Annotated in this window: 8 protein-coding genes and 1 pseudogene; 1 reads left to right on the top strand and 8 read right to left on the bottom strand. The window is 73.8% G+C overall.

Annotated elements, in window-relative coordinates; all coding sequences use genetic code 11:
• From ABZY57_RS22200 to ABZY57_RS22215, 4 genes and pseudogenes are all read right to left on the bottom strand, one after another.
• Positions 1-119, bottom strand: a pseudogene (locus ABZY57_RS22200) (MoxR family ATPase); the annotation flags it as partial.
• Positions 120-339: 220 nt separating this feature from the next.
• Positions 340-1,458, bottom strand: a complete 1,119-nt coding sequence (locus ABZY57_RS22205; RefSeq protein ID WP_356514475.1) for a MoxR family ATPase — start codon at positions 1,456-1,458, stop codon at positions 340-342.
• A gap of 136 nt (positions 1,459-1,594) precedes the next feature.
• Positions 1,595-3,760 carry a hypothetical protein gene (locus ABZY57_RS22210; RefSeq protein ID WP_356514477.1) on the bottom strand — a complete coding sequence of 722 codons (2,166 nt, stop codon included), beginning with the start codon at positions 3,758-3,760 and terminating at the stop codon, positions 1,595-1,597.
• The gene (locus ABZY57_RS22215; RefSeq protein WP_356514479.1) at positions 3,757-5,007 is read right to left on the bottom strand and encodes a hypothetical protein; all 1,251 of its coding nucleotides are present in this window, start codon (positions 5,005-5,007) and stop codon (positions 3,757-3,759) included. Before ABZY57_RS22215 ends, ABZY57_RS22210 begins: the two co-directional genes overlap by 4 nt.
• A gap of 301 nt (positions 5,008-5,308) precedes the next feature.
• Here ABZY57_RS22215 and ABZY57_RS22220 point away from each other — a divergent pair, with 301 nt between their 5' ends.
• Positions 5,309-7,618, top strand: coding sequence for an immune inhibitor A domain-containing protein (locus tag ABZY57_RS22220; protein ID WP_356514481.1), 2,310 nt, complete (start codon positions 5,309-5,311; stop codon positions 7,616-7,618).
• 38 nt (positions 7,619-7,656) lie between these two features.
• On the opposite strand, the gene ABZY57_RS22225 is transcribed toward ABZY57_RS22220, so the two are convergent.
• The 4 genes from ABZY57_RS22225 to ABZY57_RS22240 form a co-directional block, all read right to left on the bottom strand.
• Positions 7,657-8,034, bottom strand: a complete 378-nt coding sequence (locus tag ABZY57_RS22225; RefSeq protein WP_356514483.1) for a VOC family protein — start codon at positions 8,032-8,034, stop codon at positions 7,657-7,659.
• A gap of 65 nt (positions 8,035-8,099) precedes the next feature.
• Entirely contained in the window at positions 8,100-9,572 is a 1,473-nt protein-coding gene (locus ABZY57_RS22230; RefSeq protein WP_356514485.1) for an FAD-dependent monooxygenase, read from the bottom strand.
• A gap of 139 nt (positions 9,573-9,711) precedes the next feature.
• Positions 9,712-11,313, bottom strand: a complete 1,602-nt coding sequence (locus ABZY57_RS22235) for an alpha/beta fold hydrolase (RefSeq protein ID WP_356514487.1) — start codon at positions 11,311-11,313, stop codon at positions 9,712-9,714.
• A 102-nt stretch (positions 11,314-11,415) separates the two neighbouring features.
• A complete protein-coding gene (locus ABZY57_RS22240) occupies positions 11,416-12,372 on the bottom strand; it encodes an oxidoreductase (RefSeq protein ID WP_356514489.1) in 957 nt (318 codons plus the stop codon).
• Positions 12,373-12,580 lie beyond the last annotated feature (208 nt).

Genomic DNA, 12,580 nt, shown 5'->3' on the forward strand with positions numbered 1-12,580 from the left:
TTGACGAAGCTGCCGTCCTCGAAGACGGTGAGGAGGTCGCCGGGGAGGTCGATGTCGCTCTTGTCGATCTCGTCCACGAGCAGGGCGCGGGGGCGGGTGCGGGGAAGTACTGGACTCCCGGCTCGACGGCGCCGCCGTGCGCCTCGGGAGGCGACTCCGTCCCGCCGGGCTCAGGTTGGGGTCCGGTCGCCGGGGGTGTCACCGTGGGCTCCGGTCGGAGGGCGGCCGCGTCCACCCGGGTCGCGAGCCACAGGATGTCGGCGATCTCCTCCGCTCCGACGCCGGAGCGCGGGCCGTTGTCCTCGGCGCCCTCGGCCAGGGCGGCGAGGAACTTCTCGATCACGCGGAGGGTCCGGTGAGGTGGTGCATGACGGTGGCGAGGAAGCGTTCGCGGTCGCCGGGGGCGGACCAGGCGCCGGCCAGCCGGAGCTGGATGGCGTTGAGGAGCTGGTCGGTGGCGAGGTCGCCGTCCTCGGCACGTTCCAGGAAGCTCTGGACGAGATCGCGGTACTCGTCGCTGTGCTCGATGTCGACGCCGAGCCGGCCGCGCACGATGCGGGCGAGCTTGTCGGGCCCCGGCGGGTCCAGGTGGAGCCGGACGCAGCGGCGCAGGAAGGCGGGCGGGAAATCGCGTTCGCCGTTGCTGGTGAGGACGACGATGGGGAAGTACCGGCACTGGACGCGGCCTTGGGCGATCCGCACGACCTCGTCCGTGTCGTCGTCGGTGCCGATGGCGACCGTGGGGGCCTCCTTCGCGAGCCGGGCGAGCTCGGGGATGACGAAGCTGCCGTCCTCGAAGACGGTGAGGAGGTCGCCGGGGAGGTCGATGTCGCTCTTGTCGATCTCGTCCACGAGCAGGACGCGGGGGCGGTCCTGGGGCAGGAGGGCCGTACCGAGGGGGCCGAGGCGCAGGTAGCGGGCGATGGACGGTCCGGCCTCGGCGGAGCCGGGGGCGGGGTGCTGGGCCTGTGCCTGCGCGCGGGCGCGGGCCTGAGCACGGGCCGCGGGCGGCTCGGCGCCCGGTGTGCGCAACTGCTCCAGGCCGGCCTCCTGGAGCCGGCCGATCGCGTCGTACAGGTACAGGCCGTCGCGCAGCACGGTGCGGCTGGTGACCGGCCAGTGCAGGACCGGTCCCAGGCCGAGATCGGCCGCGATGCTCGACGCGAGCGTGGACTTGCCGACACCCGGTTTGCCGGTGATCAGGAGCGGCCGGCGCAGGTGCAGGGCCGTGTTGACCACGTCCTTCTCCAGCTCGTCGGGCACGTAGCCCTCGCCGCGCCGCCAGGTGCGCTCCCAGGCCGGGCCCGCGCAGCCGGGGGGCGTGTACCCCGGGTCGGGGACGCCCTTGAAATCGCGCCAGGGCGGTGGTGGTCCCGCCCCCAGCCTGGCCCGGCGCTCGGCGGCCTCGCCGGTCCCTTGGTACAGCCACCAGTCCTTCACCACAGCCTCTGCCTCCATCGTCGGTGTCGCGGGCCGTCGCCGCGAGCGGTCATCGGGATCGGTGCCGGATTCGGAGTCGAAGTCGGGGGCGGGAGCGGGGTCCGGCCCGGGATCGGCCGCGGGCGCGGGATCGGCGTCGGCTCAGGGAGCGGGTTCAAGCCAGGGACCGGAGGGTGAGGGTGTCGTCGGGATCGTCCCACAGGAGGACCAACCGGTCTCCCCCCGGCGCCTGTCGGCGCTCGCCGCCGGGGGCGCCCGCGCCCGCGACGGCGGCCGCCCGGCGCACCGCGCGCACGCGGGCGGGCAGCGCGAGCACGTCGAGTGCGCCGGGGTCGGGCGGCCGCCCGTCCTCGCCGGCCGGCGCCAGCAGATCGAGCAGGCCGCCCGCGGAGCCGCCCGGACCCGCGCCCCCTGCCCGGTCGGCCCCGCCGTGCGCGAACCCGCCCGGGGCCGCCGCCGGGGCCGCGGCAGGGTCGGCGCCCGGCGGGGCGGGACGGTGCCACAGGGCCACCGGGACACCGCCCTCCAGGACCGCCTCCACCACGGCTGCCGTCCGCGCCCCGGCCCGGGTGTGCGCCAGAACGCACGCGGGCGCATGTCCCGCGCCCAGTTCCATGCCGAGCGCGTCGTGCGCGTCCGCGTCGGCCACCACCCGGACCGCCTCCGGGTGCCGGCCGCCCTGGGCCCACAGCCAGCGCCATTTGCCGCGCCATTCGGCGCCGGTGTACTCGCGCTCCTGCGGGCAGCGCACCACCACCTGGTAGAGCACCCCCAGGGCCCGGTTCCGCCCGCCCGGGCCGCGCGGGACCGGCCACTGGTCGAAGTCCAGGTCCAGCAGCTCGTACGGCACGTGGAACTCGATCCGCTCCACCGCCCCGGAGCGCCGCCCGGCCTCGGCGTCTGCTCCCAGCCGCTCGGCCGCCGAGCCGAGTTGGCGTACGAGTGCGTCCCGTACCGCCTCCAGCCGGACCGGCTCCCCTTCCGATTCCCAGATGTGCTCGGTCGCCTCCCGCCGCAGCCACATCCGGGCGAGGAACCCCTCCTCCCCGCCCGGCGGTGTCTCCAGCCGCACGTGCAGGGCCGTCCTGCGCGGCGGCGGGGGCGGGGGCGGCAGCGGGGGAAGGGCCAGGCGCTCGCGGATGGCGTGCACCCAGTCGCGCAGCCGGGCCGCCCACCGCTCGTCGCCCGCGGCGCCCTGTTCTGCCAGGAACCGCACGAAGGGCACCGGAAGCGGCATCCCGCCCGGACCTCCGTGGCGTTCGTCGAGGTCCTGGACCACCTCCAGCAGGGTGTCGCCGGGCAGGCCGCCCCCGACGGGGGCCGCGCAGCCGGCCGCCTTGAAGGCCCACAGGTACGCCTCGTGGGCGCAGCGCGGCAGGTCGCGGTCCTCGAAGAGCTCGCCGAGCCCGTCCCAGGCGACCTGGTCGAGGCGGCCCGCGCTCGGCGGTGCCAGCCCGGGAGGCTCGTCAGCGGAGAAGTCGAGGAAGGAGGAGGCGTCCCAGTCTCGGTCCACGACGAACTGCGGGAGCTGCCAGCCCTCGCCGCGTTCGCGCAGGTCCAGGAAGGTGCGGTGGATGGAGCGGGCGGTGTCGGCGAGACCGGACACGGCCTCGCGCACGGGGAGTTCGCCGAGCTCGGCGAGGAGTTCCTCGGTGAAGCGGCCCGCACCGCGCTCGGCGTCGTTCTTCGCCGCCTCGCCCTCGCGGGAGGCGTACAGGCGGAACTGGCGCCGCCCCGGGACGGTGGCGCCGCCGCCGTAGTCGCTGGTGCCGAAGTTCCACCGGGCGTCGCGGGGTGCGTCGACCCGGCAGGCGTCGACGAGGGCGGCCTGGTAGCGGAAGAGCTCGCGCTTGACGAGGTTGGTGCGCCACCAGCGCAGCGCGGAATCGAGGTTGAGGTGGCGGATCTGGCCGGGGCGGGCGTCCGCGGAAGGCAGCATCAGTTCGCCGCGGCGCGCTTCCGTGTAGCCGTGCCCGGCCCAGAAGATCACGAGTAGATCGCCTTCGCACGCCGGGAGTTCGTCGAACAGCACCGATTTGACGTTCGCCTCGGTCGCCGGACGGTGGGTGGTGCGCAGGGCTTCCAGGCCGGCGGAGGCCGACCAGTCGAGCGAGGCCGGGTCGTCGATCGGGGACAGCAACAGCCGTACGTGGCCCGGCGGCACCTCTCCCGCTCCGGTCAGCCAGCGGGCGAACCGCAGGGCGTCGCGGGCCGGTCCGCGCAGGTTCCAGTGGCGGCTGACGCCGTAGCTCTCGACCCCGGCGACGAGCGCGAAGGTGCGCGGTCCGAGGTCGGGGGGCAGGAGGCCGAGGGAGCTCACCCGATCTCCGCTTCGGCCACCGCCTGTTCGATGCGTGCGTAGAGGGAGTCCTGTTTCCAGTAGGCGCTGTGGCAGGCCGGGAAGGGCTGGCGGCTGCCGATCTCCTGGTCGCTGACGCGCGGGTCGCCGGGGAAGACGGGCTCGGCGAGGTAGGAGAGCACGTCCTGGCGGTCGTAGACGTTGAGCCAGCGGGGGAAGGCGTACGGGAGCCTGGTGCCCGGCACGATCCCGGCCAGCGCGCCGAGTTCGTAGAGGAAGGGTGCCTGTGAGCCGACGGTGACGAGCAGTTCGACTCCGGGCACCGGCTCGCCGCGGGCGGCTGCCAGGGCGAGGAGGTCCACGAGGGCGATGCCGCCGAGGCTGTGGCCGATGAGCACGGTCGGTCCCGGTTCGGCGGTGATCCGCTCGTGCAGGAACGCGCGGAGGTCGGCGCCCCGGGCCTGGTAGCGCAGGATGTCGCCGAGGGCGGGGGTGGCCCCGACGGTGAGGGAGCCGCGCCAGGCGTTGAGCAGCGGCTGGGTGGTGACGCGCAGGGCGAGCCGGCCGAGGACGGCGGCGGCGCGGGCGCCGGGGACCCGGGCGTCGCCGCCGAGGCGGGTGGTGATCAGCTCGACGAGGCGGTCGCGTTCGGCTCCGGTGCAGTCGGCCTCGGCGCCGGCCGAGGCGAGGGCGGCGGCGGTCACCGCTCGGGCCAGGGTCTTGGCCAGCTCCCGGGCCTGCGGCTGTCCGGCGGCGCGGGCCCCGGCGCGGGCGGCCTCGGCGGAACGGGAGACGCTCTTCAGTGCGGCGGGGAATCCGGCGGCGAGGCCGGTGCCGAGCAGCAACGCGGCCTGTTCGCCGCCGTCGGGTACCCCGGGGACTTCGGCGAGCAGCTCCAGTACGCGGTCGCCCGCGGACTGCACGCCGGGCATGGCGAAGCCGTCGTCGTCATCGCCGTCGGGATGGCCGTCCGCTCCGGTGTCCCAGCCGGTTTCCGCCAGCACCCGCAGCTCGCAGAGCGGGTCGGCGACCAGCAGCCCCCACTCGGCGATCTCCTCGTCGTCCGGGCCGGGGGCCGCGCCGGGGGCACTCAGGCCGGGCACGGAGCGGCCCTGGGCACTCAGGGTGGCCCCGTACCGCTCCCCCCAGAAGCAGGAGTCGACGGTCGCCTCGGGGAAGCGGGCGGTCAGCCGGTCCCGGACCAGGGCGAAGAGCAGGTCGTGCCGCTCGCGCCGTACCCCCGTGCCGTGCACAAACAGAAATCGCATCGCGGCTCCGTCCCCCTCGCGCAGTCGTCCCCGCTCGGCACGATAGCGCCGCGCGGCGAACGGGGCCCTCCGAACGTCGAGTTCGCAGGGCCGGCGCCGTGCGCCCGGCCGCACTCACCCCGGTCTCCGGTTCCGTTCACACCTGCCCGTGATCGCCCGCGCTCCGTCCTCCGCGCACCTGCCGTCCCTCTCCCCCACACCTATCAATCACCTGTCACATGTGAAATATTACTCCCGCTCCGGCCAACCCGACCGACCGGAACCTCCAGAAAGGTCAGCTACGTTGCGCAGACTCGCTGCGGTGGGAGCGGCGATATCCCTCGCCCTCCTCGCCGCCCCCGCGCTCGCCGCCACCACACCCCCGACCCCGTCGCCGACGCCCGCCGGGCAGCAGCAGGCCGACCGGGCCGCCCCGCCGCCCGCGCCCCTGGAGCTCCAGCGCCAGGCCCTGCGCCGCCAGGCCCTCGAAGAGGTGGCCGCCGGCCGCCCCGGCGGCCTGCGCGCCGAGGCCGACGGCACGTTGCCGCGCCTGGCCAAGGTCGGCAAGCGGTACGTCGAACTGGCCCGGGAGCGCAAGGACAAGGTCTTCGTGATCCTCGCCGAATTCGGCGACCAGGTGGACCACACCACCGAGTTCGAGGGCAAGCCGCGCTTCGGCGGCACCCCGGGCCCGGCGCACAACACGATCGGCAAACCCGCCGCGGACGACAACCACACCCTGTGGCGCAAGGACTTCAGCCGGTCCTTCTACGAGAAGCAGTTCTTCTCCACCGATCCGCAGTCGGCCTCCCTGCGCGCCTACTACCGACTCCAGTCCTCCGGCCGGTACGACATGGACGGCATGGTGACCGACTGGGTCAAGCTTCCCTGGAACGAAGCCCGTTACGGCACGGACAACTGCTCCGAGTCCGGCCAGTGCCGGACCAACTGGGACATGATCCGCGACGCCACCGACTCCTGGTACAAGTCCGAGCGTGCGAAGGGCCGTACGCCCGAGCAGATCAAGGCGCAGCTCGCCGAGTACGACGTGTGGGACCGCTACGACGCCGACCACGACGGCAACTTCGACGAGCCGGACGGCTACCTCGACCACCTCGTCGTCGTCCACGCGGGCAAGGACCAGACCTGGGGCGGAGGCGCGCAGGGCAAGGACGCCGTGTGGGCGCACCGCTGGTTCGCCTACTGGAACCAGGCCGGCAGCGCGGGCCCGGAGGGCAACAAGGCGGGCGGCACCCCGGTCGGCGACACCGGCATCTGGGCCGGGGACTACCTGACCGGCGGGGAGAACAGCGGCGCGGGCCTCTTCGCGCACGAGTTCGGGCACGATCTGGGCCTGCCGGACCTGTACAGCTCGGACGGGGACAACAGCGTCAACTACTGGTCGCTGATGTCCTCGGCGTCCTACCTGGGCAAGGGCCGCAATTCCACGGGCGAGTTCCCCGGCGACCTCGACCCCTGGAGCAAGCTGCAGCTGGGATGGCTCCAGTACACGGAGGCCGACGCGGGCCGTACGACGCGGGCCACGCTCGGGGTGTCCGGCTACAACACCGAGGATCCCCAGGCCCTGTTGGTGCACCTGCCGCCGTCTTCGACCACGACCGAGCTGGTCGACCCGTACGAGGGCGCCAGCCAGTGGTGGAGCGGTACGGGTGACTTCATGGACAACACGCTGGCGCGGACGGTCGACCTCTCGGGGATCGCGGCCGGGACGCCGGCCCGCCTGGACGCCCGGGTCTGGTACGACATCGAGCAGGACTTCGACTACCTGACGGTGGAGGCCTCCACGGACGGCGGGGCCGGCTGGACGGCGCTGCCGGGCACGGCCAACGGCACGCCGATCGGGGCGAAGGGGATCTCCGGCACCTCGGTCGGCTGGGCACAGCTCTCGGTTCCGCTGACCCCGTTCGTCGGAAAGTCTGTCCAGTTGAGGCTGCGGGTCACCTCCGACAGCAACACCCACGGCAAGGGCGTCACCTTCGACGACATCCGCGTCACGGCGGGTGCCGACGGCCGGGAGCTGCTGCGCGACGGGGCGGAGCAGGGCGCGAACGGCTGGACGGCGGTCAAGTGGTCGCGTACGGAGGGCCGCACGGGCAGCGAGCAGCACCCGCGCGCGTACTTCGTGGAGAACCGCCGCTACACCGGCTACGGCAGCCTGCTGAGGACGGGGCCGTACAACTTCGGCTTCACGGGCGACAAGGTGGAGTTCTACCCGTACCAGCAGGGCGTGCTGATCTGGCTCTGGGACACGGCGTACAGCGACAACACCACCAAGGCGCACCCCGGCGGCGGCATGCTGCTTCCCGTCGACTCCCGCCCGGATGCCCTGACCCACGCCGACGGCACGCTGCTCAACGCGCGTGCGCAGACCTTCGACGCCCCCTTCTCCCTCGGGAAGAGCGACCGGATCGTCCTGCACAAGGCGGGCGCCCCGACCGTGATCCCGGCCCGGAGCGGCGTACCGGTCTTCGACGACCGCTACGGGTCGTACTGGAGCGCGGCCCTGCCGCAGCTCGGAGTCAAGGTGCCGAACACCGGGACCCGGCTCGCGGTGGTGAAGGAGGCCGCGGGCGGCGCACTGACGACGGTGCAGCTCAGCCCGTCGAAGTGACCTGCCGAAGCTGAGCGCGGGGTGGCGGGGAGCACCGGTCAGTGGCGCACCAGACAGAACGGGTGCCCCGCCGGATCGGCGTAGACCCGCCACCCCTCCCCCGCCCGGTCCCCGTCCAGCAGGGTGGCGCCGCAGGCCAGGACCTCCACGTGGGCCGCATCCAGATCCGCGACGGCGAAGTCCAGGTGGAGCTGCTGGGGCCGGGCCGGGTCCGGCCAGCGGGGCGGCCGGTGGTCCTCGGCGTACTGGAAGGCGAGGACCGGACCGGCCGGGAGGTGCAGGGTCGCCCAGGTCGCGTCGGTGGCCCAGCGCCGGTCCGGACGGTTGACCTCACCGCCGGTCACGCACTGGTAGAAGGCGGCCAGCGCCGCCGGGTCGGGGCAGTCCAGCACCACGCACTGCATCTCGGCGATCATGGGGCGATCCTAGACACGCCGTACCCGCCTCACCCGCCTCACCCGCCTTACACGCCTTACACGCCTTACACGCCGCTGCGCGCTTCCCGCTCTGCCGGCGGGCCGTGGTGCGCCGGGTAGGCGGTGGTGTCCGGGTTCCCCGGAAGGTGCCGCTTGGACAGGACGCGGAGCATCGTGACGGGGTCGAGCAGGGTGCCCGGCGGCCTGGTCAGCGACAGCACGCCGAAGAAGCGGGCGGCGATCGCCTGATCGGTGTTGGCCCCCGCCATCACCCGGGACATGTAGCGCTGCAGGATCCGCGTGGCCCGGTCCGGCGGCGGCCCCTCCGTCACCGGGTACCGCATGTCCTCGCTGGTGGCGATCTGCCAGGGCACGGCGGCCGCCGCGAGGGTACGGCGCTGGATCCGGCGGGAGGCCGCGGCGATCTGCACCGGGTCCAGGGTGCGGATCTCCTTGGCCAGGGCCTCCGCGGCGAGCGCTGCGACCGTCATCCCGTGCCCGTACACGGGGTTGACCCGGCAGGCGGCGTCTCCCAGGACCACGAACCCGGCCGGCCAGCGCTCCAGGCGCTCGTAATGCCGCCATTCGTTCATCGTGTTCCGGAAGGCGGTGGGCGAGGACAGCGGGACCGCGTCCCGGATGGCGTCGTACAGGGCCGGACTGCGCAGGCTCCGGGCGAACGGGAGGAACTCCTCCTCCCGTGCGGGCGGCGCGTGTTCGCCGTTGCCGACGAGGGTCACCAGCCAGCGGTCCCCGTCCAGCGGCATCAGCACCCCGCCGCGCGGGAGCTCGGGCCGGCCCTGGACGTACATGCCCTGCCAGCGCCGGCCCGGATCGTCCGGGATCTTGAAGTAGCGGCTGGAGTACCCGAGATGGGAGTCGTAGCGGGTAACCGCCGGTACGGGGTGGCCGAGCGCCGCGAGCCAGGCGGGGGCCTTGGAGGCGCGTCCGGTCGCGTCGACGACGAGGCGTGCGGCCAGCCGCTCGCCGTCGCGCAGCTCCACGCCGGTCACCGTACGGCCGTCCGGCCCGGCCACGAGCCCGGTGGCGGTCGCACCGGCCCGGACCCGGACGCGCGCGTTGCGGAGCACCTCCCCCCGCACCGTCGCGTCGAGCAACTCCCTGCTCGCGAGCAGCACTCTGGCCCCGGACACGGGCCCGAACCAGTCGGCCGGGCTGAGCCAGAGGAAGTCGCGCGGCGAGTCGAAGAGGCCGGCCCCCGCCGCCACCAGCTTGTCGGTGATGCCCGGCAGCATCAGCTCCATCAGCTCCACACCCCGCGACCACAGGATGTGCGCGTGCCGGGACTGGGGTATCCCGGGGCGGAACACCGGTTCGCCCTGCGGTAGTTCGTCCCGCTCGATCAGGGTGACCCGGGAGAACCGCATCGCGAGCACTCGCGCGGCCAGCAGCCCGGCCATGCCCGCGCCGAGGACCACGGCATGGTCCCCGGCGTGGTCCTCGGCACGGTCCTCGGCGTGCGGATCGGCCTGCGGGCCGGTGGTGCGTAGGTGGTTGTCCGTTGCGTCGTCGTCCATACCGCCCAGTGTGACTGCCTGCCGGGCGGCCTGGTCAGGGCCGGGCCGGGGCGGACGGAGGCTCGGCGGGGGCGGACGGGCTCATACCGGGGCGCGCCGGTCGGGACCCCGGGCGGGACTCCGCCGGGACTCCGCCGGATCAAGGGCAGAGGACGGTCCAGGTGACCTTCACGTGCCCTCCGTCGTCCCCGCGGAACTCGCTGGTACGGGTCCCCGGCTGATCGGTGTACGGATCCCAGGCCACCGTGCCCCGGGCGGCCAGGTCGTCCGCCGAGGAGGCGTCATGGTCCCAGAGGAGGACGCCGATCTCGAACGGGCCGGGCCCGTACGTGGTCCCCGAGCCGACGCGCTGGTAGAAGTACGGGTCGGGGTCGGTGCGGTTGCCCTGGTTGGGGAAGGTCGACGGGTCCGAGCCGGGGCGCGACCACACGGCGGTGCGCGCGCCGTCACCGGTCCGGACCGCGATGTCCCCGTAGAGGGCGGGGCGGGTCGTGCCGTCGTCGAAGTAGGTCAGCTCCGCCCGGTCCACCCGGACCCGGCAGGCGGGGACGCCCTGCACCGGAGTGACGGTATAGGTGACGGAGGCCTCGCCGCCGTCCACACCGGCCATCCTCGCGGTGAACCGGCCGAAGCCGAGCGCCGGATCCCAGTGGACGCGGCCGGCGGCCATCACGTCGTCGTTGTTCCCGGCGCTGTAGTCGGCGTCGACGAGGTAGGCGGTGACGGTCGCCCGGCCGCTGAAGACCTGAGTCCGAGTGGAGTCGTCGAGCCCGAACCACGGGTCGTGGTCGGGAAAGGCGGTGGCGCCGGACCGGTCGCGGTGCCAGAGGGAGCGGGCGGTCCCGTCGGTGGTCAGGGTGAGCCCGTCGTAGAGCTCGGGCCCGCTCTCACCGCTGGAGGTGAACCGTGCCGCGTCGACGGTGATCCGGAACGGGCCTTCTTTGAGGTCGACTTGACTCACCGGATCCTTGGAGAACTCGGCGACGATCTGCCGCCGGACCCAGTCGTTGCCGAGCAGTCCGTAGTGCGAGGGGCAGCCGCTGTCGCCCACCGGCAGGACGTGGTTGACGGCTCCGGCGAGTTCGGTGGAGCGCGGGGCGCGGCTGTCACCGGGCGGGATCTGCTGGTCGCAGGTGGAGCTGAAGGTGGTGTAGCGGGTGGCGCCCGGGGTTTCGTCGCCCGCGTTGAGGGAGCTCAGGAAGGGGCTGCCGGGGGTCATGTCGGCGAGCGAGGCCGCGTGGATGTCGCAGAAGGTGGCGAAGGGTCCGCAGGGCGCGGCGTCCCCCGCCCCGTGGTTGGGCCCGCCGAGTGAGACCCAGGCGCGGACCCGGGAACTCCCGCCGTCCTTGAGGTACTTGCGTGTCAGCAGCGAGCCCATGCTGTGAGCGACCACATCAACGGGGCGGCTGCCGAACCGTTCGGTGAGGAAGGCGCCGAAGCGGGCGGCGTTGGAGTCGTTGGTGGCGGCCCAGTCGTAGCCGAACTCGGCGAGGTCGCTGGAGAGCCACCCCTGGGTGCGCAGATGGTCCTCCAGCCCGTCGAGGGAGGCCGCGGTGTCCCCGTACCCGTGGACGAGAACGACCGGTGTCCGCCGCTCCGCACGAGCGGCGGCCCCCACGGCCTCCGCGGCCTGTGCCGTCGGGGCGGTGAGCAGGGTGGCGACGAGGGCCGCGGCGAGTGCCGCGGCCAGGGCGACGAGCACCGGGAACAACAGGGGCACGGGCAGGGCGGATCTGCGCATGGCTCTCCCAAGGGAATGCGGCATGATGCGACGCAAACGCGGACTCGTACTCGGCTCGGCAGTCTGAAGTGACTGGCGAGTAGCAAGTTAGCCCTCGGGGATTCAGTGCGATAGAGACGCGTACGAGACTCCGGTGAGCTTTTCGGAGGCACCCCAGAGCCGTTCGCCGGACTTGTCGTCCAGGGTCCATTTCGCCCGCCAGGACCGGACGGGCGGTCCGCGCCAGCCGAGCCGCGGCCCGATGAACTCGTCGGGCCGGACCCCGGGCGCGGTCGCCGCGTACAGGGTGGGCAGCGCGCCCGAGGCTGCGGACTGCGCGATGACCGTGTTCCCGACCGCGTTGCCGAGTGCGTTGGCGACGGCATTGAACCGCGAGGTGACGGTGGTACCCGCCTGCGGGGCCGCGCCGACGTGCAGGTTGGTGGAGGCGTAGCCGGGGTGGGCGGCCGCCGCGACGATCCCGGAGCCGGCGGCCGCGAGGCGTCGGGCGAGCTCGTGGGTGAAGAGCAGGTTCGCGGTCTTGGAGCGGCCGTAGGCGGTCCAGCGGCGGTAGTTCCGCTCGCCGTTCAGGTCCTCGTGGTCCACGTCGCCGAGGGCGTGGAACCCGCTGGAGACATTGACGATCCGGGCCCCGGGAGCGGCGGCGAGGAGCCTGGGCAGGAGCAGGCCCGTGAGGGCGAAGTGGCCGAGGTGATTGACCCCGAACTGCGTCTCGAACCCGTCGGCGGTCCGCCCGTAGGGCAGGGCCATCACACCGGCGTTGTTGACGAGGAGGTCGAGGTCGTCGTGACGCCGCCCGTACGCAGCCGCGAACTCCCGTACGGAGCCCAGATCGGCCAGGTCCAGGGCCATGAACTCCACCTGGGCCCCGCGTACTTCCGCGCGCAGCGCCACCTCGGCGGCACGCCCCCGGGCGGCACTCCTGCAGGCCAGCACCACCGAGGCGCCACGGCGTGCGAGTTCCCTGGCGGCGGCGTAGCCGATCCCGCTGTTGCCTCCGGTGACGACGGCCGTACGGCCGCTCTGGTCCGGCATCCGGGTGGCTTTCCAGCCCGCCATGGCGGCTCCTCCCCTCCCGGCGGCCCCACGGCCCACCGGCCCCCGCACCCTACTCCCGCCGCCCGCCCCGGCCGAGGGGTTGGCCCCGGTGCGGCACTGCCATCGCCCGCCGCCGAACCCGAGGCCGGGCCGGGCCGGGGCCACCCCCCTCGGCCGGGGCCGGGGCCGGAGCCGGGCAGGGCAAGGCCTCGCAGGCCAGGGCCGGACC

Source organism: Streptomyces sp. NPDC006450, from assembly GCF_040612195.1.
Classification (GTDB): domain Bacteria; phylum Actinomycetota; class Actinomycetes; order Streptomycetales; family Streptomycetaceae; genus Streptomyces.

What these genes read in the sequence shown, in the direction of transcription:
- ABZY57_RS22205 (WP_356514475.1), bottom strand. Translation starts at nt 1,458, where the DNA reads ATGGAGGCAGAGGCTGTGGTGAAGGACTGGTGGCTGTACCAAGGGACC.
- ABZY57_RS22215 (WP_356514479.1), bottom strand. Translation starts at nt 5,007, where the DNA reads ATGCGATTTCTGTTTGTGCACGGCACGGGGGTACGGCGCGAGCGGCAC.
- ABZY57_RS22225 (WP_356514483.1), bottom strand. Translation starts at nt 8,034, where the DNA reads ATGATCGCCGAGATGCAGTGCGTGGTGCTGGACTGCCCCGACCCGGCG.
- ABZY57_RS22230 (WP_356514485.1), bottom strand. Translation starts at nt 9,572, where the DNA reads ATGGACGACGACGCAACGGACAACCACCTACGCACCACCGGCCCGCAG.
- ABZY57_RS22235 (WP_356514487.1), bottom strand. Translation starts at nt 11,313, where the DNA reads ATGCGCAGATCCGCCCTGCCCGTGCCCCTGTTGTTCCCGGTGCTCGTC.
- ABZY57_RS22240 (WP_356514489.1), bottom strand. Translation starts at nt 12,372, where the DNA reads ATGGCGGGCTGGAAAGCCACCCGGATGCCGGACCAGAGCGGCCGTACG.